This window comes from Novosphingobium sp. BL-A-41-Hi4A-0G, from assembly GCF_055521735.1.
Window position 1 is genome coordinate 375,346 of the sequence record NZ_JBVFVU010000002.1, and the last position, 18,495, is coordinate 393,840.

Annotated in this window: 17 protein-coding genes; 7 read left to right on the forward strand and 10 right to left on the reverse strand. The window is 64.8% G+C overall.

Annotated elements, in window-relative coordinates:
- Positions 1 to 8: 8 nt before the first annotated feature.
- From ACZ1JX_RS19400 to ACZ1JX_RS19415, 4 genes are read right to left on the reverse strand one after another with little or no spacing between them, the layout of a single operon-like run.
- A complete protein-coding gene (locus ACZ1JX_RS19400) occupies positions 9 to 803 on the reverse strand; it encodes a CoA-transferase subunit beta (RefSeq protein WP_465126584.1) in 795 nt (264 codons plus the stop codon).
- Positions 803 to 1,729 carry a CoA transferase subunit A gene (locus ACZ1JX_RS19405; protein WP_465126585.1) on the reverse strand — a complete coding sequence of 309 codons (927 nt, stop codon included), beginning with the start codon at positions 1,727 to 1,729 and terminating at the stop codon, positions 803 to 805. Before ACZ1JX_RS19405 ends, ACZ1JX_RS19400 begins: the two co-directional genes overlap by 1 nt.
- Positions 1,681 to 2,604 carry a VOC family protein gene (locus ACZ1JX_RS19410; protein WP_465126586.1) on the reverse strand — a complete coding sequence of 308 codons (924 nt, stop codon included), beginning with the start codon at positions 2,602 to 2,604 and terminating at the stop codon, positions 1,681 to 1,683. The genes ACZ1JX_RS19405 and ACZ1JX_RS19410 overlap by 49 nt, the downstream gene beginning before the upstream one ends.
- Before the next feature lie 7 nt (positions 2,605 to 2,611).
- On the reverse strand, positions 2,612 to 3,373 hold the full coding sequence (locus ACZ1JX_RS19415; protein WP_465126587.1) for an SDR family oxidoreductase: 762 nt from the start codon (positions 3,371 to 3,373) through the stop codon (positions 2,612 to 2,614).
- Between the two features lie 233 nt (positions 3,374 to 3,606).
- Here ACZ1JX_RS19415 and ACZ1JX_RS19420 point away from each other — a divergent pair, with 233 nt between their 5' ends.
- Both ACZ1JX_RS19420 and ACZ1JX_RS19425 read left to right on the forward strand, forming a co-directional pair.
- The gene (locus tag ACZ1JX_RS19420) at positions 3,607 to 5,058 is read left to right on the forward strand and encodes an FAD-dependent oxidoreductase (RefSeq protein ID WP_465126588.1); all 1,452 of its coding nucleotides are present in this window, start codon (positions 3,607 to 3,609) and stop codon (positions 5,056 to 5,058) included.
- A gap of 100 nt (positions 5,059 to 5,158) precedes the next feature.
- Positions 5,159 to 6,121 (forward strand): aldo/keto reductase, encoded by a 963-nt coding sequence (locus ACZ1JX_RS19425; RefSeq protein WP_465126589.1) that lies wholly within the window; start codon positions 5,159 to 5,161, stop codon positions 6,119 to 6,121.
- Positions 6,122 to 6,123: 2 nt separating this feature from the next.
- On the opposite strand, the gene ACZ1JX_RS19430 is transcribed toward ACZ1JX_RS19425, so the two are convergent.
- Complete coding sequence (locus ACZ1JX_RS19430) at positions 6,124 to 6,924, reverse strand: sugar phosphate isomerase/epimerase family protein (protein WP_465126590.1); 801 nt, start codon at positions 6,922 to 6,924, stop codon at positions 6,124 to 6,126.
- Between the two features lie 209 nt (positions 6,925 to 7,133).
- On the opposite strand from ACZ1JX_RS19430, the gene ACZ1JX_RS19435 reads away from it, so the two are divergent.
- The 3 genes from ACZ1JX_RS19435 to ACZ1JX_RS19445 are packed head-to-tail and all read left to right on the forward strand — an operon-like array spanning position 7,134 to position 10,535.
- Entirely contained in the window at positions 7,134 to 7,826 is a 693-nt protein-coding gene (locus ACZ1JX_RS19435; protein WP_465126591.1) for a hypothetical protein, read from the forward strand.
- Between the two features lie 19 nt (positions 7,827 to 7,845).
- Positions 7,846 to 9,450, forward strand: a complete 1,605-nt coding sequence (locus ACZ1JX_RS19440) for a GMC family oxidoreductase (RefSeq protein ID WP_465126592.1) — start codon at positions 7,846 to 7,848, stop codon at positions 9,448 to 9,450.
- The gene (locus ACZ1JX_RS19445; protein ID WP_465126593.1) at positions 9,447 to 10,535 is read left to right on the forward strand and encodes a zinc-binding dehydrogenase; all 1,089 of its coding nucleotides are present in this window, start codon (positions 9,447 to 9,449) and stop codon (positions 10,533 to 10,535) included. The genes ACZ1JX_RS19440 and ACZ1JX_RS19445 overlap by 4 nt, the downstream gene beginning before the upstream one ends.
- 54 nt (positions 10,536 to 10,589) lie before the next feature.
- Here the strand turns inward: ACZ1JX_RS19445 and ACZ1JX_RS19450 are convergent, their stop codons facing one another.
- From ACZ1JX_RS19450 to ACZ1JX_RS19460, 3 genes are read right to left on the reverse strand one after another with little or no spacing between them, the layout of a single operon-like run.
- A complete protein-coding gene (locus ACZ1JX_RS19450) occupies positions 10,590 to 11,675 on the reverse strand; it encodes a Rieske 2Fe-2S domain-containing protein (RefSeq protein ID WP_465126594.1) in 1,086 nt (361 codons plus the stop codon).
- Between the two features lie 14 nt (positions 11,676 to 11,689).
- Entirely contained in the window at positions 11,690 to 12,859 is a 1,170-nt protein-coding gene (locus ACZ1JX_RS19455; RefSeq protein ID WP_465126595.1) for a flavin-dependent monooxygenase, read from the reverse strand.
- 52 nt (positions 12,860 to 12,911) lie between these two features.
- Positions 12,912 to 13,832, reverse strand: a complete 921-nt coding sequence (locus tag ACZ1JX_RS19460; RefSeq protein ID WP_465126596.1) for a VOC family protein — start codon at positions 13,830 to 13,832, stop codon at positions 12,912 to 12,914.
- Positions 13,833 to 14,070: 238 nt separating this feature from the next.
- Here ACZ1JX_RS19460 and ACZ1JX_RS19465 point away from each other — a divergent pair, with 238 nt between their 5' ends.
- Positions 14,071 to 15,825 carry an N-acyl-D-amino-acid deacylase family protein gene (locus ACZ1JX_RS19465; RefSeq protein WP_465126597.1) on the forward strand — a complete coding sequence of 585 codons (1,755 nt, stop codon included), beginning with the start codon at positions 14,071 to 14,073 and terminating at the stop codon, positions 15,823 to 15,825.
- Between the two features lie 12 nt (positions 15,826 to 15,837).
- Here ACZ1JX_RS19465 and ACZ1JX_RS19470 read toward each other — a convergent pair whose 3' ends face one another.
- Positions 15,838 to 16,485: a TetR/AcrR family transcriptional regulator gene (locus tag ACZ1JX_RS19470; RefSeq protein WP_465126598.1), complete on the reverse strand. Its 648-nt coding sequence runs from the start codon at positions 16,483 to 16,485 to the stop codon at positions 15,838 to 15,840.
- 126 nt (positions 16,486 to 16,611) lie between these two features.
- Between ACZ1JX_RS19470 and ACZ1JX_RS19475 the strand changes: the two genes are divergently transcribed.
- Positions 16,612 to 17,694, forward strand: coding sequence for a hypothetical protein (locus tag ACZ1JX_RS19475; protein ID WP_465126599.1), 1,083 nt, complete (start codon positions 16,612 to 16,614; stop codon positions 17,692 to 17,694).
- Between the two features lie 116 nt (positions 17,695 to 17,810).
- Here ACZ1JX_RS19475 and ACZ1JX_RS19480 read toward each other — a convergent pair whose 3' ends face one another.
- Complete coding sequence (locus tag ACZ1JX_RS19480) at positions 17,811 to 18,491, reverse strand: TetR/AcrR family transcriptional regulator (RefSeq protein ID WP_465126600.1); 681 nt, start codon at positions 18,489 to 18,491, stop codon at positions 17,811 to 17,813.
- Between the last annotated feature and the right edge of the window lie 4 nt (positions 18,492 to 18,495).

The window sequence follows — 18,495 nt, forward strand, 5'->3', positions numbered from 1 at the left end:
CATCTCCCTCAGGCAGCGGCGCGAACGGCGGGCGGGTTGTCCTTGAGAACGCTGGCGCGGACATTGTGCGGGTCGAGGCTGGCAATCACCGCCAGTTCTTCCGCCGTCGGCAGCCGCGTCACTTCGACGTTGTCGGCTTGGCAAAGCTCGAATCCCGTCGCGGCCTGCACTTCCTCGAACGTCACGCCGGGGTGCAGCGAGATCACTCGGATGGCGTTTTCCGGCCCGCCGAAGTCCATCACGCACAGGTTGGTCACGATCCGGCGCAGGTTCACGCCCGAGAAGTTGCCGCCCGCAACGCGCTTGGCCGGATTGTACCCCACGCCCGAGATCATATCGACCTGAGGCACAAAGACGCGCGGCCCATGCGCGGGGAAGAAGAACGAATTGGGGTGGTAGATCGTGTTCCCCGGAAACCCGCGCACGCCCAGCATCTGGGTCTTGGGCTTGTCGTAAGTGCCGCCCATGTACGAGAGGTTGATCTGGCCGAAACGGTCAAGCTGCGTCGGCGTGACCATGGCATGACGCCGCCCGGACCACACCGCACTGTCGAAGAAACGCGAGAACGGCAGGTATCCCGCCGGCTTGCGATCGTCGTACTTGCGCGGCCCCAGCGGCACCGGCTGCTCGACCAGGTAAGCCTCGCCATCGGTCATCATCAGTTCGGGCGTGTGGGTCAGCTTGGCAAGGCCAGCCGCAAGGCGCGGCACAGGGCCGACGCCGGTTGCGACGATTTCGCCATTGCCCCGGAAAGCTTCCGCACAGGCGACGATGCACAGGTCTACAAGAGTGATGTCGCTCATCAGAAAATCGGCAGCGAGAGAGCCGCTACCGCCTCCTTTCCGCCAATGGATTCAAGATAGACGGCTTCCGAAGCGCCGACGAAACGGTCTGCTACTGCCGACCATTCGCCCGGGTCTTTCGCACTGTCAGCGTAAGCCTTGAACGCCTTCATGTCCCAGCCATAGTGCGGCGGCATCGAGCTCGGATGTGCGCCACAGGGCATTTCGACCACGCCCGAAACGAAGCAGCGCTCGAAGATGTTGTCCTGCGCACCTTCCGGATAATGGTCCTCCATGCGGTCGACCAGTTCCTCGCACGAAACGTAAGTCTTCGCGGCGGCCTTGGCGAACCACTCGTCATAATAGACGTCCGGCCCGAACACCTGCACGTTGCCGCGCCAGTCGCTCCGGTTCACGTGGATCAGCGCCGCATCGAGCTTGAGCGCAGGCATCGCGATCAGCGTTTCGCCATCGTCATAGGGCGACTGCACGGTCTTCAGCCCGCCCAGCTCGGCCAGATCAGTGCCCAGACCGACCCGCGTCGGCAGGAACGGCAGACCGAAGGCCGCTGCCTTGAGGCCCCACTGGAACATGCCTTCGTCCAGCTCCAGCACTTGTAGCACGCCACTCTCGCGGGCCTTGCGGAACCACGGCTCCAGCGGAATGGCATCGAGGCTGACAAAGGCGAAGACCAGCTTGCGCACTTTGCCCGCCGCACAGAGCATGCCGACATCCGCACCGCCATAGGCGACCACGGTCAGGTCCTTGAGGTCCGAGCGCATGATCTCGCGCACCAGCGCCATCGGCTTGCGCCGCGGGCCCCAGCCGCCGATGCCGATGGTCATGCCATCGGAAAGCTGCGCGACGATCTCCGCCGCAGTCATGCGTTTATCAAGGCTCACGCCCGTTCCCCCTGCTGTTCTTTCATGGCTTTCTGCCAGGCCCATTCATGCCCCCACACGCTGATTGCTTCGTGGCGGGTCGTCTCCCAGCTGGCCGGATCGATCACCAGGCTGTCCCAGCCGATCTCGAGATCGAAGCCCGAGGGCGTCTGCACGTAAAAGCCGGTGGTCTCGTCATTGACATGCCGCCCCAGCGTCGCGCTTTCCGGATATCCGAAGCGCTTCATCCGGTCATGCGCCTTGCCCACCTCGATCAGCGTCGGCAGCTCCAGCATGATGTGTACCGCGCCCGAAGGCGGGATCGGCCCTTCGCCGAACGCGATCGAATGGTGCCGCCCGTTGTCGGCATGAAGGAAGGCAAAGCCCATCGACGGGCCTTCCGGGCCGAACAGCTGGAAGCGAGGCATGTCGGTCTGGCCAAAGCCCAGCACGTCGCAATGGAAGGCGATGGTCTCGTCGAAGTTGGGCGCGGAAAACACCGCATGGCCCATGCCCATCGCACCGGTCACGAACTCGGGCACGCCGATGGGCGAAACGAACGGCGCATCGGTGCGCGCATCGCCACAGTAAAGCTCAAGCCCGTTGCCCGCAGGATCGCTGGTGCGGAACATGGCCTCGGCGCCACGCCCCCTCGCCTCGGCTTCACTTGCCCATTCCACCGGACGGCCCGCCGCTGCAACCTTCGCCGCCAGCGCATCAAGCGTCGCGCGGTCGTCCACTTCATAGCCCGCCGCCACGAACCACTCGCGCGAACCGCTCTCGATGCGGAAGCGGAACACCCGGTCGTCCACGCGATAGAGCGCCGCCCCATCGCTGGCATCGGCAACCCGCATGACTCCGACGAATTCCGTCAGGAAGCGGTCCCATTCATCCGGCTTTGCGGTTTCCACCACGACATAGCCCAGCGCCTTGATCGACATGGCCCGGTTATCCTTTCACGAGGTCGAGGAAGTAGGGCCGCTCGCCCCCGCCATCGACATTGATGCGCGCGCCGCTCACCCACGAGGCGAGGCTCGAACTCAGCCACAGGACAGCGCCTGCGATGTCCGCCCCGGTGCCCATGCGCTGCAGCGGCAACGACTTGGCGACCGCATCTTGCGCCGCGGCATCGCCATAGGTTTCTTCTGAAGTCTCGGTCTGCATCAGCCCCACGATGATCGCATTCACGCGCACGCCGTCCGGGCCCCACTCCTGCGCCAGGCTCTGCGTAAGGCTGAGCAGCCCCGCCTTGGCCGCGCCATAAGCCGCCGTCATGGGTGAGGGACGAATCCCCGATACGCTGGCGATGTTGACGATGCTCCCCGCACCCAGCTTCGCCATGTGGGCATAGGCATATTGCGACATGTACATCGCCGAATGCAGGTTCAGCTTCACGATCGCGTCAAAGAAGCGCGGGCTCGACGTCGCCGGTGCCTGCGGCGATCCTCCGGCATTGTTGACGAGGATGTCGATGCGCCCATGCTGCGCCGCCACTGCCTCGACCAGCGCTTCGGCCTGTTCGGGATCGCGGATATCTGCGGCACGAAATGCGATGCCCTCAGGCAGGTCCGCAGGTTCGCTGCGGCCGCACACCGTCACCGCTGCACCGGCCTTGGCTAGGACCTCGGCAATTTGCCGCCCCAGCCCGCGCGTACCGCCCGTGACGATCGCGACCTTGCCCGACAGATCGATGTGATCAGTGCCCTGCACGGGGCGGCTCTCCCTTTGCTTTTTGATACGGGCAAAGCTCGCATCAACAGATTCGAAATCGCCAATATCGAAAGGCGATTGGGTTTTCAATTGACGATTTGCGTATCCAATGCAATTGAAAATTACGAATGCGGTGCAGAAATGCGCAAATGAGTCGGCAAGGCCCTTCACCGGGCCTGCCTCTGAACGGCGGACGAAAACGATCCGCGAAGGCTTGGGAGCGGAAGACCGGAATGACAGCATATTCACAGTATCGGCCCCTGCCCCTCGAACAGGTCCCGCAGTGGGATTTCGAGACGGACGTCGCCATCGTCGGCTTCGGCGCAACCGGTGCCTGCGCCGCGATCGAGGCGCGCACCGCGGGTGCACGCGTCATGCTGTTCGAACGCAGTTCGGGAAGCGGCGGCGCATCGGCCCTGTCGGGCGGTGAAATCTACATCGGCGGCGGCACCGATGCCCAGAAGGCCGCTGGCTTTGACGATACGGTCGAGGACTTCACCGCCTACCTCAAGCTTGCCGGCGGTCCCTGCGTCGATGACGCCAAGTGCGAACGCTATGGCCGCGAGGCCCTTTCGCACTATCAGTGGCTCAAGGATCAGGGCGTGCCCTATCGCGGCAACTTCCTGCCGGGCAAGATCATCGAACCGACCGACGATTCAACCCTGATCTGGTCGGGCAGCGAAGCCGCCGCGCCCTTCTACCGTCAGGCCAGGCCCGCGCCGCGCGGCCACGTGATCCAGCACATGGGCTGGGGTGGCGGGCGTCCGCTGGTCGATATCCTCGAGGCCCGCGCACGCGATCTCGGCACCGAGATCCACGTCGATGCCCGCGCCGTTGCCCTGATCACCGAAGGCACCCGCGTTGCAGGCGTGGTCGTACGGATCGACAACAAGGACCGCTTCGTCCGCGCGCACAAGGGCGTCGTCCTTGCCACCGGCGGCTTCGTGTTCAACGATGCGATGCGCCGCAAGTACTGCCCCGAGAGCTTCCGGGTAAACAGCCCCATCGGCGACAAGGACGACGGCATCGGCATCGAGCTCGGCGCTTCGGTCGGTGGCGATCCCATCCACATGGACCAGTTCTTCACCACCTGCCCGTGGACCATCCCTGAAGAGCAGGCCTATGGCGTCTTCGTCAACGTCGCCGGACAGCGCTTCATCAATGAGGACTGCTACCACGGTCGCGTCAGTCGCTGCGCCGTCGACCAGCCGGGCGGCAAGGTCTACCTCCTGCTCGACAGCGCGCACTTCACCCAGCCGCTCGACCTTGCCGGCATCACCATCGCCGGCACGGGCGAGACCTGGGAAGAGGTCGAAGCCGAACTGGAAATGCCCGCCGGTACGCTTTCGACCACCATGCACCTCTACAACACCCACGCCCGCGAAGGCCGCGATCCGCTGTTCGACAAGCAGGCGCCGATCCTCAAGCCCCTCGACCAGTCGCCCTTCGTGGCTCTCGAGTGCAATTTCGAAACGAGCTACTTCAGCTTCTTCACGCTGGGAGGCCTGAAGACCTCTGCCGACGCCGAAGTGCTCGACCGGTCAGGCCAGCCAATCCCCGGCCTCTTCGCCGCTGGACGTTGCACCTCGGGCCTGCCCGCGTGGGGGCATGGCTACTCCTCCGGCATGAGCCTTGCCGATTGCACCTTCTTCGGGCGCTACGCAGGCCGCAACGCGGCTGCCTGAACGGACCCGTGCAAGCATCTCGCGCCAAGCCCCGCGAGATGCTTGCACGCCCCGGCTTTTCGGATAAGTCAGCACTTACATGTCTAGAAGGATTCCCGGAATGCTCCAGAAGGTCACGCTGAACAACACCGACCTCACCGTCAGCCGCCTGTGCTATGGCACCAACATGCTCGGCTGGATGCTCGACCAGGGCAAGTCCAACGCCATTCTCGACACTTACGCAGGCCTCGGCGGCAATTTCATCGACACGGCTCGCAGCTATGGCGACTGGATGCCCGACGCGCCCATCGGTGCCAGTGAACGCGCGGTCGGTGCATGGCTCAAGACGCAGCAGCGCGAGGACTTCGTGATCGCCACCAAGGGCGGCTTCTTCGACATGCGCGTGGGCGACTGGCGCAACCGCGTCACCCCGGATGACGTCGCGGCAGACCTTGCGCAAAGCCTCGATCACCTCGGCGTCGACACCATCGACCTCTACTTCCTCCACATGGACAACCCGGAAAGCCCGGTCGAACCGATCATCGACGCGCTCGTCGCCCATCGCGAAGCCGGCCGCATCCGCCACTTCGCCGCGTCAAACTGGTCGGCAGACCGCATCCGCGCCGCCAACGCCTATGCCGCCTCCATCGGCAAGCAGGGCTTCGTCGCCTCGGAAACCTTCTGGGGCCTGGCCGTGCCCGATGCCGCCGCCGCCGCGCAGCAGGGCTACCAGCACTACTATGAAGGCGAATACGAGGCCCTGCACGCAGAAGGCCTGCCCATCGTCGCCTACGCCGCGCAGTCGGGCGGGTACTTTACCAAGCTTGCCGCTGGACAAGTGGGCGAACAGCTCGCCACGCGCTATGCCAACCCCGTCAACGAACGCCGCCTTGCCGTCGCCCAATCGCTGGCCGCAAAGCACGGCGTCTCGATCAACGAGATCGCCCTGTCCTACCTGCTCAGCCAGCCCGATCAGACAATCGCCATCTTCGGCGGTTCATCGCCCGAACAGGTCATCGACAGCGCCAAGGCCGATGCCCTGACGCTCAGTGCAGAGGAACTGGCGTTCCTGCGCAACGCTTGACCCTACGCGATAGCGGCGCGCGCGCTATCCACGGCGCGTCGCGCGCGCATCGCGGTGGTCTCGCAACCCACCGCGTGGTTGCGCGGAATCTCCACGCTAACCGGGCAACTCTGTGGCAACGCGCGCACGAAGCCCGCAACGTCAAACGTACCCTCCCCGCACAGCTGCCGTTCCGACGAAGCCTCGACTTCGGCATTGTCCGGTGCCTCGGCGGCACCGTCGGCAACCTGCCCGTAGAGCACATACCCTGCCGGCGCCGCCGCCAGCTCGGCAATCGACCCGCCCGAGCGCATCAGGTGCAGCAGATCGACATTGATCCCGACCATCCCCGGCCGTCCCACATGCCCCACCAGATCGAGCGCCGCCGCCAGCGAGGGAATCTGGCTCGGCGGATAGAACTCCACCGCAACCTTCAAGCCAAAACCCTGCGCCATGTCGCAAAAGCGCCCGAAGGTATCGAGCCGCCGCGCCGGATCGCGATCATAGAGCAGCGCATTGAGCAGCCCCGCGCCAAGCTCTGCTGCACAGTCCATGGCGGTGGCAAAGGCAGACACATCGGTGCGTCCCGCCAGCGTGAAGGGATAGGCAAGGTCCAGCACAACGCCGAGGTCGTCCATCGCCGCCCGCACCTCGGCCCGCGCCGCAAGGTCGCCGTAGATATCGAACTTCGGCATCAGCGGCAGGACGTCCATCGGTTCCATGAACAGGCACATGCCATCGCAACCGGCCGCCCGCGCTGTCTGCGCAAGCTGGACCGGCGTCGTGTCGATGGCTGTGATGTGATCAAGGGCCAGTCGCTTCATCACTCGATTCCTACCCCCTCGCCACCCTGCGAGTCACCAGTTAAAGATACGCAAGCTCACAACACCCTTGCCCTTGCATCATAAATTTCGAACATGGAGAGGTCTTGAGATACGCGATTATTCATTAGTGCGCACTTACAAATGTTGCGGTCGGGAAACCGCGCTGTTAGGCTGCTCTCGAAAAGCGGCTCAGAGAGGACAGGCTGGACATGGCAACGACTGCACCCGAAATCGCAACTTCCCCGATTGCCGATGGGGGCCTGTCGATGGGCCACCTCGCCCTCCACTATGGCAAGCCCGAAGACGGTCCGCTCGCTTCGCGCCTGCTGCAGATCGCAGGCCTCAAGGAAACACAGGTCCTGCCCCTGCCCAATGGCAACTTCTATCGCTTCGTCGTCTCGGGCAACCACTTCGCGCGCGGCGATGGCATCGTCTACCTCTCCTGCCTGCCAGAGCCGCAGCAGAAGCTGATCGCCGCCATCCACGCCGCCTTGCGCGTCGGCTCCGATGACGAGCACGAAGCGGTCAAGGGTTATCGCGCGATGATGGCGCAGGACTTCGAAGCCAGCTTCCACTTCGGCTTCCTCGTCGATTCGCTCGAGGAACTCGAAGCCATGGTCCTGAACCTGCAGGACCTCAACGAGAACGACCCCGCCTTCAAGGGCCGCCTCAACATCGGCATGAACCGCGCGCGCCGGGGCGATGAAGCAGTCGACGCCCGCCTCGATGCCTCTCCGGTCTTCGGCAAGTCCACCCGCTACGCTTATGGCAGCGCGGGCGTGCAGGTCTTCGTCGAGACCGACCTGATGTGCGCAGGCCAGCTCGGCGAAACCATGGTCCTCGAATTCGACTACGTCTTCCCCGACAAGAACAGCCACATCCTCTCGGTGGTCGAACTCTGATCCGGATTGTGCTTGGCACATGGAAAGCCTTGAATTCGATTATGTGATCGTCGGCGGCGGCGTGGCAGGTTGCATCCTCGCCAACCGTCTTTCCGCCGATCCCCAATGCCGTGTCCTGCTGCTCGAGGCGGGCGGCAAGGACACCAGCCCGCTGATCGCCGCGCCCGGCGGCCTGCTGCCGATCATGATGTCGGGCGCCTTCGCCTGGCCCTATGCCTCCGCACCGCAGCGTCATCTCGACAACCGCGTGCTCTACCTTCCGCGCGGCAAGGTGCTCGGCGGCGGCTCGTCGATCAACGGCATGACCTATGATCGCGGCTTCCATTCCGACTATGACCGCTGGGCTCAGGCGGGCAATCGCGGCTGGTCTTTCGCAGATGTCCTGCCCTACTTCCGCAAGCTCGAAAGCTTCGGCCCTGCATCGAACGAATGGCACGGAACCGACGGCCCGATACAGGTAACCCGTGCCGCGCAAGACCACCCCTTCGCCCAGGCCTTCCTCAAGGCCGGAGCGCAGGCAGGCTATCCCCTGACCGAAGACCTCAATGGCAAGACCCGCGACGGCTTCGGCGTGGTCGACCTCACCGTTGGCAAGGGCCGCCGCTCCAGCGCGTCCTCAGCCTATCTCCGCCCGGCGCGCAAGCGTTCCAACCTCACTGTCCTGACCGAAGCCCAGACCCGCCGCATCACCTTCGACGGCACCCGCGCCACCGGCGTCGTGTTCCGCCGCGCAGGCATCGACACGCTTGCGACGGCAAGCCGCGAAGTGATCCTCTCCGCAGGCGCGATCAACACCCCGCAACTTCTGATGCTTTCCGGCGTCGGCCCCGCCGCCCACCTTGCCGAACATGGCATCGCGCTGGTCCACAACCTCCCCGGCGTCGGCCAGGGCCTGCAGGATCACCTCGCCGCGCATGTGAAGTATCGCTCGACCAAACCGTGGTCGATGCTGCGCTTCCTCAACCCCTTGCGCGGCGCGCTGGCCATGGCGCAGTACCTTGCCCTCCGTAGCGGTCCGCTTGCCGATCCCGGCATGTCGGTCGCCTGCATGGTCCGCTCGGACCCTGCGCTGGACGAGCCTGACATCAAGATGCTGCTGGTCTCTGCGCTGTTCGGACAGAACGGGCGCAAGATGGTGCCGATGCATGGCTTCTATGCGCACATCAACGTCGCACGGCCGGAATCGCGAGGGCGCGTCACTCTCGCCAGCGCCGATCCCGAGGTGCCCCCGGTGATCGACCAGAACTACAACGCCAGCGAAAACGACCGCCGCGTCATGCGCGAAGGTGTGCGCATCGCCCGCCGCATCTTCAACCAGCGCGCCTTCGACGAGATGCGGGGCGAGGAACTCGCCCCCGGCCCACAGGTCCAGTCCGACGACGAAATCGACGCCTATATCCGTGCCCACGCCGAGGCCGACTACCACTCGACCAGCACCGCGCGCATGGGCTCCGATCCGCTTGCCGTGGTGGACGACACCTTGCGCGTCCACGGCCTGCAATCGCTGCGCGTGGTCGATGCCTCGATCATGCCGCACCTGCCCGGCGGCAACACCGCCATCCCGGTCGCCATGATTGCCGAGAAGGCCGCCGACCTGATCCTTGGGAAAGACCCCAACGCATGAAAACGAGAGCAATGGTATGCTACGCCCCCGGCGCTCCCCTGGTCGAGGAACTGCTCGATCTCGCCCCACCGGGACCCGGCGACGTGCTGATCGAGATCATGGCGAGCGGGCTGTGCCACACCGATCTCAGCCAGATCGAAGGCAAGGCCGCGCCCTATCCCTTCCCGGTCGTGGTCGGGCATGAAGGCGCAGGCATTGTCCGCGAAGTCGGCGCCGCGGTCACTTCGGTAAAGGTCGGCGATCACGTGATCCCGGTGGGCATCGGCGAATGCGGCATGTGCGGCAACTGCCGATCGGGCAAGACCAACTTGTGCGAAATGTTCCTGGGCGACATCGCCCTCCAGCCGAGCCCGTTCTCGCTGAACGGCAAACCGGTCTCCGCCTATTCGGGCGTCGGCAGCCTTGCCCAGTTCATCGTCACGGCAGAGCGCAACGTGGCGGTGATCCGCGATGACGTGCCTTTCCACCTCGCCTGCACCGCCGGCTGCTGCGTGGCGACTGGCGTCGGCGCGGTCATGGACACCGCCCATGTCGAAAGCGGCGCGACGGTTGCGGTCTTCGGCCTCGGCGGCATCGGCCTCAATGTCGTGCAGGGCGCACGTCTTGCCGGAGCCGCGCGAATCATCGGCGTCGACATCAACCCGCTGCGCCACGAACAGGGCAAGCGCTTCGGCCTGACCGACTTCATCGACGCGCGCGAAGCCGATCCTGTCTCTGCGATTCAGGCCATGACCCAAGGCGGCGTCGACTATGCTTTCGAGTGCGCCGGGAACGTCAAGCTTATGGGCCAAGCCTTCGAATCCACCCGCATCGGCTGGGGCTGCACCGTCGTCCTCGGCGTGCCGCCAGATGGGCAGGCGATGGAACTGATCCCCTTCCAGCTGCAGCTCGGGCGGCGGGTGCAAGGCTCGTTCATGGGCAACGTCAAGGGCCGCAGCCAGCTTCCCGGCCTGCTCGACCATTTCGCACAAGGCCGCCTCAACCTCGCCGACCTCGTCACCCATCGCCTGCCAATGAGCGAGGTAAATCAAGGGTTTGACCTTATGCGCCGGGGAGAATCGCTGCGCACCGTCGTCGCCTTCTGAAGCAGCAGCAGCTTTGTTCCCGTAATGTTTCCCCGGGGAAACACCGCGAGGATATCAAGCCACCTGCATCACCTCGCCCTCGCCGCGCAGGGTCACGTGCGATCCATTGACGCGGCTCTGGAACTCGTCGGCGCGTTCGCGCGGGTGGAAGAACTGGCGATACCAGATGCGGCCCTTGTGGAACGGCCCATCGTCGGGGATCTGCAGCACGCTGATCGCCGGTTCCTTGTGCTGCCACAGCTCGAAATCCTGCGCGAAGGCGGCGAGCCCGGATTCATGATAGGCGCGGGCGATGGCGGCTTCCTCCCGCGTAGGCTGGTGGTTGTCGGCGGTCTTTGCCATGACTGCGAACCACACCCGTACCTCGCCATCCTTGACCGGGGTGTTGCAGATCATCATCAGCGAGGGATGCTTGCCCTCCATGCGGCACAGAAGGATGCCGGGGCCGGTGTACCAAGTGTCGGTTTCGAGCAGCGCCTCGCTGTCGACCAGCGTGCGGTGGCCCGAGCCGAAGCGCTGGCGCATGATCGGCCCGTCATAGACGTTCTCGAAATAGACCGTGCCCGTGCTGCCGTGGACCGGCGCGAAGTGGGCAATGTCCGACATGTTGTCGAGGATTTCCTGCGGGTGGATCGGCAGGGTGCCGAGGTGATCAGGCGTCCAGCGCACCCAGCCCTCTTCCGTGCGGTCCCATTCGGAAAGCGCAGGCAGATCGAAATCGGGCGCGCCGCCTTCCATGTCGTGCCACATGAAGATGCAGCCCGCGCGTTCCTCCACGGTGTATGACTTCAGGCAGGCGGACTTGGGGATGCCGTGGGTCGAATAGGGGATGTCGTCGCATTGCCCTTGCGAATTGTAGCGCCAGCCATGCGCGGGGCAGCGGATCGAATCCCCTTCCACCTGCATGCCATCGCGCACGATGTACGACGTGGTGTTCTTCGCGATGTGAACGCGCATGTGCGGGCAGAATGCGTCGAGCAGGATCGGCCGTCCGCTGCCCTTGCCGCGATAGAGCACCATCTCCTTGCCGAAGAAGTGCACCGCCTGCGGGGTGGGCGTGACGTCCGCCGCAACGGCGATCATGAACCAGCCGCGAGGGTATGCATTGGGGCCGAGCCCGTAGTCTGCCGTGGTTGCCATGGGATCGATCCTTCTCAGATGAAGCTGTCGGCGTTGGGAGCACCGAGCAGGACGTTGCCGAAGTTGCGGCCGACCTTGCCGGGGTTGTTGGCAACATGGGTGCGCCCGGCGTGAATGTCGCAGAAGATCCGCGCGATTGGCCGCCCACGGAAGATCCCCTCCGCGCCCGAGGCATGGAAGATGCGGCTGATCAGGTCCGCGCAACGGCCCGATACTTGCGCCGACTGGTAACGGAAGGTCAGCCGCGTTTCGACGTCAGCAGCCTGACCGGCGCGGGCCTTAGCGTTGAGGTGGTCGAAGTTGCGATTGAGCACCGCCTTCATCTCGTCGATGGCGGCGGCGGTCTCGGCGATCAGTTCCTGCGTCGCCGGGTCCTGTGCGGCGCTGGAGGCATCGTTGTGCGAAACGCGCTTGGCCCCCGCTTCGCGATAGACGTCGAGCGCGCCCTGCAGCGCCCCGATCGAGGAGGACGAGACCGCCCGCACGAAGACCTGGCCGAACGGCAGGCGAAACAGCGGCGCGTCGTTGACCTTGAGGCCGGGACTGGTCACCGCGAAGCCGTCCTTCGAGCGGTGGACGCGATAGGCGGGGACATAGACGTCCTCCACGGTCACGTCATGGCTCCCGGTCGCGCCGAGGCCGACGGTGTCCCATATCGGCAGGATGGTGAAGTCCTTGCGCGGGATCAGGAAGGTGACGAAATCAGGCTTGCCGGTTTCGGGATCGAGCAGCTGCCCGCCAAGGAACGCCCATTCGCAGTGGTCGACACCGCTGGAAAAGCCCCAGTGCCCGGTCACGCGATAGCCGCCCTCGACCGGCGTCGCCACGCCCTTGGGCATGTAGGAAGACGAGATCAGCGTGGTCGGGTCCTTGCCCCAGACGTCCTCCTGCGCGCGGGCATCGAACAGCGCGAGCTGCCAGTTGTGGACGGCGACAACGCCGAGCACCCAGGCCGAGGACATGCAGCCTTCGGCCACCTTCATCTGCACCGCATAGAACGTCTGCGGGTCCATCTCGTAACCGCCGTAACGGCGCGGCTGGAGGATCTTGAAGAAGCCCGCCTCCTGAAAATCACGGATCGTCTCGTCGGGCAGGCGGCAGAGGCGGTCAGCCTCGTCGGCGCGGGCGCGCAGGGCCGGGATCAATGCCTCGGCGCGGGCGACAAGCTCGGCTTCGGTGGGCATTGTGCTAACGGCTTGGGCAAGAGTCATGGTCCGTCTCCTCATGTTCTGTTGTTCAGGCCGCTGCTGCCAGCTGCGCCTGTTCGTCCGCGCCGAAGCCGACGCTGAAATCGTGGCCCCACAGGCTCACCTGGGTGAATTCGAACTCGCTGTGCGTTTCCCAATCGAGCTGCAGCCCGCCGAACCCGTATTCGAGCGCGAAGCCGCCGGGCGTTGCGACGTAGAAGCTGGTCATGTGGTCGTTGGTATGCTTGCCGAGCGTTGCCATCAGGCGCGCACCGGACTTGAGCATGCGATCGTGGGCGCGGCCCACCTCGTCGAGATCAGGCACTTCGACCATCATATGCACGCAGCCCGCAGGCACCTCGCCCTCGAACAGGGCAAGGCTGTGGTGGCGGGCGTTGGCGCAGTGCATGAAGTCTATGCGCATGGCTGGGCCATCGTCACCCAGCGGGCGGTGGACCATGAAGTCCGACATGCCGAAGCCGAGCACGTCGATCAGGAAATCGCGCGTCGCATCGATCTGCGGCGCGGGCAGGACGATGTGCCCATAACCCAGCTCGCCGGTAACGAAGCCGCGCACCGCCTGCGGAGAAACGAAGCGGGTGAAGTCCGAGATCGGGCCGTAGCACAGCTCGTGGCGGTTGCCGGCGGGGTCGCGGAACCACACCATCTTGGCAACGTGGCGCAGCGCGCGCTCCGCCGGAGTGGAAGTGTTGAAGACAATGCCCTTGGCGGCAAGCTCGGCCAGGGCGGCATCGAACTGGCGGCGGGTGCGCAGTTCCCAGCCGCTGGCGGCATAGCGGTCGATGCCAGCCTGCTCCACAAAGATCCGGCCCGCACGTTCGTCCAAGCGCAGGGCGAGGCCGCCGGGCAGGCGATGTGCGGAGAAGCCGGCGAAGTCCTCGCCGAAGCGCACCCATGCGTCGGGGTCCGTTGCGCTGACCACGCTGTAGGCCAGGCCTGCGATTTCCATGGCTCCGCTCTCCTTCGCCCCTTGATTCGATGGATGCAGAGTGACCTCAGGCCGCGCCAATGAAATTGACGGATATCAATCATGCGTAACTTGAAGGCATAATTGTTACGCATATCGTTGTATCGCATCCCAACCGGCAGTTCATGGCCTTGAAGGTACCCATACTTCCTCACGCAGCGAGGCTTGCCACATGCCGAACGGCCGAGTACCGTTTGCCAAAGACCATGGGAGAACGAGGATGACCACCAAGGCGGACATGCTGATTCGCGGCGGGCTGATCGTTGACGGCACCGGCGCCGAGCCGCACGTCGGCGACGTGGCGCTTCAGGGTGACCGCATCGTGCAGGTGGGCGGGACCTTCACCGGCTCGGCCACGGAAGTGATCGAGGCGAGCGGGCTGGTGGTGACACCGGGCTTTGTCGACATCCACACCCATTACGACGGGCAGGCCATCTGGTCCGACACCTTGTCACCCAGTTCCTCGCACGGGGTAACCACCGCCGTCCTCGGCAATTGCGGCGTCGGCTTCGCGCCCTGCCGCACCGCTGATCACGAGGCGCTGATCCGCCTGATGGAGGGCGTGGAGGACATTCCCGGCGTGGTCATGGCCGAAGGCCTGCCGTGGGACTGGGAGACCTTCCCGCAATACCTTGACGCCCTTTCCGCCCGCCAGCGCGACATCGACGTTGCCTGCCTGCTGCCGCACAGCCCCTTGCGCGTGTGGGTCATGGGCGAGCGGGCCCTGGCGCGCGAAGAGGCGACCGACGAGGATCTTGCCGCGATGCGCGCAATTGCCCGCGAGGCGCTGGATGCAGGCGCCGTGGGCTTTGCCACGTCGCGCCTCAACATCCACCGCACCAAGGCGGGCGAGCTGATCCCCACCTTCAACGCCGAAACGCGCGAGCTGGTGGCGATCACCGAAGCGCTGGCCGAGGCCGGGACCGGCGTGTTCCAGGCGGTGCTCGACGCGCCATTCCAGAGCTGGGAAGAGGAAATGGCGCGGCTCGTTGCCGTGACCAAGGCCTGCGGCCGTCCGTCGACCTTCACGCTCGGGCTGGTCAACAGCGGACCGCGCAACTGGGAAGAGGCGCTGGCCAAGGTAGACGAGGCGCGGGCGCAGGGGATGGAGATCTGGCCGCAGGTGCTGCCGCGCCCGATCGGGCTGATCTCGGGCTGGGCACTTTCGACCCACCCGTTCTGCCTGTGCCCGTCCTATCAGCCCATCGCTGCCCTGCCGCTGGAGGAACAGCTGCCGCACCTCGCTGATCCTGCATTTCGCGCAAGGCTCCTGTCAGAGATGCCGCAGCCCGGCCATCCGCTTGCCATGCTCACGCGCATCTGGGACTGGATGTTCCCGTTCGGTGATCCCCCGCAGTACGAGCCTTCGGCCGACCAGAGCATCGCCGCGCTGGCCCGCGCGCAAGGCCGCTCGTGCGAGGAGGTCGCCTACGACGTGCTGATGGAGCGTGGCGGCAACGGCATGATCCTCAGCACGCTTGGCAATTTCCACGATGGCAAGCTCGATGCGCTGCTCGAACTGGTGCGCCGTCCGGACACGGTGATCGGCCTTGGCGATGGCGGCGCGCACTATGCGGCGATCTGCGATGCCAGCTATCCCACCTTCATGCTGACCTACTGGGTTCGTGACCGGGCAGGCGAGCGCTTGTCGCTGGCCGAGACGGTAGAGATGCTCGCCGCCCGTCCGGCGCGGGTGATGGGGCTGGAGGATCGCGGCGTGCTGCGCGCGGGGCTGAAGGCAGACGTCAACGTGATCGACATGGCCACGCTCGAACTGCATGCGCCGGTAGTGCGCCACGATCTGCCGGGCGGCGGGCGCAGGCTTGACCAGACGGCGCGGGGCTACGTGGCGACGGTGGTCAGCGGCAAAGTGATCCGGCGCGACGACCGGCCCACCGGCACGCTGCCGGGCAAGGTCGTGCGCGGCGGGCGCAAGGCATCGGCACTGGAGGCCGAAGTCGCCACGCTGGCCTGAACCATTGCGCCCTTACGCGCCGCGCTCGCCCATTTGCGGCAGCGCGGCGATAAGCGTGCGCAGCAGACTCTTCTGAAGCGCCATCGCATGCCGATCGGTCGCGGGCTTGCCGGTCAGGCTTTCGAGCAGGGGCGAGGCCCAGAAGAAGCCGAACAGCATGTTGAAGATCGCGACGATCTGCACCGCCAACAGGTCGCCCGAGGCCGCCTCGCCCGCCTTCTCGCTGAGCTTGCGGCCATAGCCGACAACGCGGCCCAGCCAGTCGAGCGCGACAAGATCGGGTTGGGTGTCGGACGAGACGACGGCCCGTACCAGCAAGCGGGCGATGGTCGGATGATCGGCGAGCAGGTCGGTCATGCGGTCGGCCAGTTCGTCGAAGTCGTCGTCCGGGCCGGCCAGGAGCTGGTCCATCAGATCGGTCATCGGGCGCAGCGCGCGTTCGTAGACCTGACGGTAGAGATCCTCCTTGCTGGCGAAGTGCTTGTAGAGCCCCGGCTGCTGGATCCCCGCTTCGGCCGCAATGTCGCGCAGCGCAGTCGCCTCGTAGCCGTTGCGGGCGAACAGGTCCTCGGCGGCATCGAGAATGCGATTGGCCGTGCGGCGGCCTTTGTTGATCGCGCTGCCCGATCCTTGCGGAATCTGATTGCCTGTCCCGTCCATGTCCCCCGCCATAGCCAGATTTGCGGAAAATCGCTTGCGGAAAAAGTTATCACTCTATAACTTTTATGATGAAGAGCCGGTCGGGCCCGGTCACGGCCCAAGTCACCACGGCCAGAGGAGACAGCGATGCTTGACGAATCCCGCAGGCAATATCTTTCAAACCTTCTCCGCCCAGTCTCGCCCCCGCGCGAGATCAGCAATCCGTTCACCGAAGCGCAGAAGCGCGTAATGCTCGACGTGGTGCACGACGAGGGTCCATGGAAGCTGATCCTCGCACAGCACTTTCCCTCGGCGGAAGCTCTGCTGGCGACTTTTGCCGGCGGCTTTCCGGAAGGCTTCAAGCCCACGCTCGACATGTTCATGACGCCGACGTTCCGGGGCTACTTCGGCAACTATTCGACCGCGATCTACCCAGAGCTGCACGAGATGTTCTACAATCAGGCCTTCCTCGAGCACGCCAAGTCTTACTGGGGGGCGCAGTACGCCAAGCCGCAGATGATGCTGTTCAACGTCAACGGTCCCTGCGCCAACACCGATCCGGGACACCTCGATTCCCCGAGCTTCCGCGGTATCCGCTACGAGAATTCGCCAACCTGGCTCTGCTCGATCATGGGGCGTTCCGGACTGTTCCAGGACTACCTGATAAAGATGGCACAGGTGATCACCTGGTTCAGCCACGATCCGGACAGCGGCTTCACCTATTGGCCCGAAGGTCCGCTGAACAAGCCCGCGCGCGTCAAGTCGCCGATCTACAACCGCGCGGTGGTGGTGCAGAACGAGATGCTGGTGCATCGCGGCGAGGCCAACGGTGCGCCGGAGCGTCGCCGTCCTGCCGGCCTGGCTTTCGACAGCGTATTCACCGGCGATCCCGGCGATCGCGACGGCTGGCTGGTCAAGACTGGCGACGAAGTGATCGAGCGCTATCACACCGACGACCTGCGCTTCCTCGTCCACTGGTCGGCAGAAGTGCTCATGGACTTCGACGAACTGAAGAAGAACATGGACGGCACCGACAACCTCACGCACGAACAGGCCATCGACATGCTGATCAAGGACGTGCGTTCGCGCGGGATTCACATCGAGACGCCGAGCGACCCGCTGAACGATCCGGCGTTCATAAGTGCGCTCAATGCGGCCTACAACTTCGGCGGTCCTGCCGAGTATCCGGCCGAAGCTCCTGTGGACGCGCCGTTCGGCATGGCGGCCTGATCCTCTCGCGCAGACGACGGGAAAAGGGCAGTGCGGATCACGGGCATCCTCTCAGAATAGGACACGCGACGCGTTCATCAGGGAATTTATGAACACGCGTGTTCTAATATCAAGGCCTACCAGGCGCTGGTGCCCCACAGGATGACTTCAACCGCCCGTTGCGCAAAACCTTGCAGATCCTCGTCGTTGGCGCCGGAAAAGCCGCCTTGCAGATGCGCCCCGGTAATCCCGGCCACCAGGAGACGCGCAACGGCACGGGCATCGCGCAGGTTGCGCCGGTCGCGCGCGGCAGCGTCCTCGATATCCTTGGCGATAAGACCGATGATGTAATCGTTGCCCCGGCGCCGCATCACCTCCGACAGTTCGGGAAACCGGTCCTGCACCGACAGCAGCAGGCGCTGCAGGGCAAGCACGTCCGGTCTGCCGAGCCACGTCGCAATGATCGTGACGTGGTGGCGCAGGCGCTGCTCGATATTGTCGGTAAGCAAGGCATCCTGCTGCGAGGCCTCGGCCGACCAGTCCTCGATCGACTGTTCGATCACCGCCTTGAACAGCGCTTCCTTCGAGGGATAGCGGGCATAGAGCGTGCCCTTCGATACCCGCGCGGTCTCGGCCACCTGTTTCATGCCGACCGCATCGAAACCATCGGTCAGGAACATGGTGCGCGCCGTGCTGAGAATGGCCCGATCGATCGAGGTGACCTGTTCAGCCGTTGGCCGTCCGCGCACCGGCCGGTGCGGCGCAGTTTGCGTCTTCCTTGCTTCCGAAATGCGGGATTTCCGGGTGCTGGCGTCCATCACG

Bases quoted from the DNA above. Each gene is read 5' to 3' on its own strand.
- ACZ1JX_RS19400 (WP_465126584.1), bottom strand. From the start codon at position 803: ATGAGCGACATCACTCTTGTAGACCTGTGCATCGTCGCCTGTGCGGAA.
- ACZ1JX_RS19405 (WP_465126585.1), bottom strand. From the start codon at position 1,729: ATGGGCCTGGCAGAAAGCCATGAAAGAACAGCAGGGGGAACGGGCGTG.
- ACZ1JX_RS19410 (WP_465126586.1), bottom strand. From the start codon at position 2,604: ATGTCGATCAAGGCGCTGGGCTATGTCGTGGTGGAAACCGCAAAGCCG.
- ACZ1JX_RS19420 (WP_465126588.1), top strand. From the start codon at position 3,607: ATGACAGCATATTCACAGTATCGGCCCCTGCCCCTCGAACAGGTCCCG.
- ACZ1JX_RS19425 (WP_465126589.1), top strand. From the start codon at position 5,159: ATGCTCCAGAAGGTCACGCTGAACAACACCGACCTCACCGTCAGCCGC.
- ACZ1JX_RS19430 (WP_465126590.1), bottom strand. From the start codon at position 6,924: ATGAAGCGACTGGCCCTTGATCACATCACAGCCATCGACACGACGCCG.
- ACZ1JX_RS19435 (WP_465126591.1), top strand. From the start codon at position 7,134: ATGGCAACGACTGCACCCGAAATCGCAACTTCCCCGATTGCCGATGGG.
- ACZ1JX_RS19440 (WP_465126592.1), top strand. From the start codon at position 7,846: ATGGAAAGCCTTGAATTCGATTATGTGATCGTCGGCGGCGGCGTGGCA.
- ACZ1JX_RS19445 (WP_465126593.1), top strand. From the start codon at position 9,447: ATGAAAACGAGAGCAATGGTATGCTACGCCCCCGGCGCTCCCCTGGTC.
- ACZ1JX_RS19450 (WP_465126594.1), bottom strand. From the start codon at position 11,675: ATGGCAACCACGGCAGACTACGGGCTCGGCCCCAATGCATACCCTCGC.
- ACZ1JX_RS19455 (WP_465126595.1), bottom strand. From the start codon at position 12,859: ATGCCCACCGAAGCCGAGCTTGTCGCCCGCGCCGAGGCATTGATCCCG.
- ACZ1JX_RS19460 (WP_465126596.1), bottom strand. From the start codon at position 13,832: ATGGAAATCGCAGGCCTGGCCTACAGCGTGGTCAGCGCAACGGACCCC.
- ACZ1JX_RS19465 (WP_465126597.1), top strand. From the start codon at position 14,071: ATGACCACCAAGGCGGACATGCTGATTCGCGGCGGGCTGATCGTTGAC.
- ACZ1JX_RS19470 (WP_465126598.1), bottom strand. From the start codon at position 16,485: ATGGACGGGACAGGCAATCAGATTCCGCAAGGATCGGGCAGCGCGATC.
- ACZ1JX_RS19475 (WP_465126599.1), top strand. From the start codon at position 16,612: ATGCTTGACGAATCCCGCAGGCAATATCTTTCAAACCTTCTCCGCCCA.
- ACZ1JX_RS19480 (WP_465126600.1), bottom strand. From the start codon at position 18,491: ATGGACGCCAGCACCCGGAAATCCCGCATTTCGGAAGCAAGGAAGACG.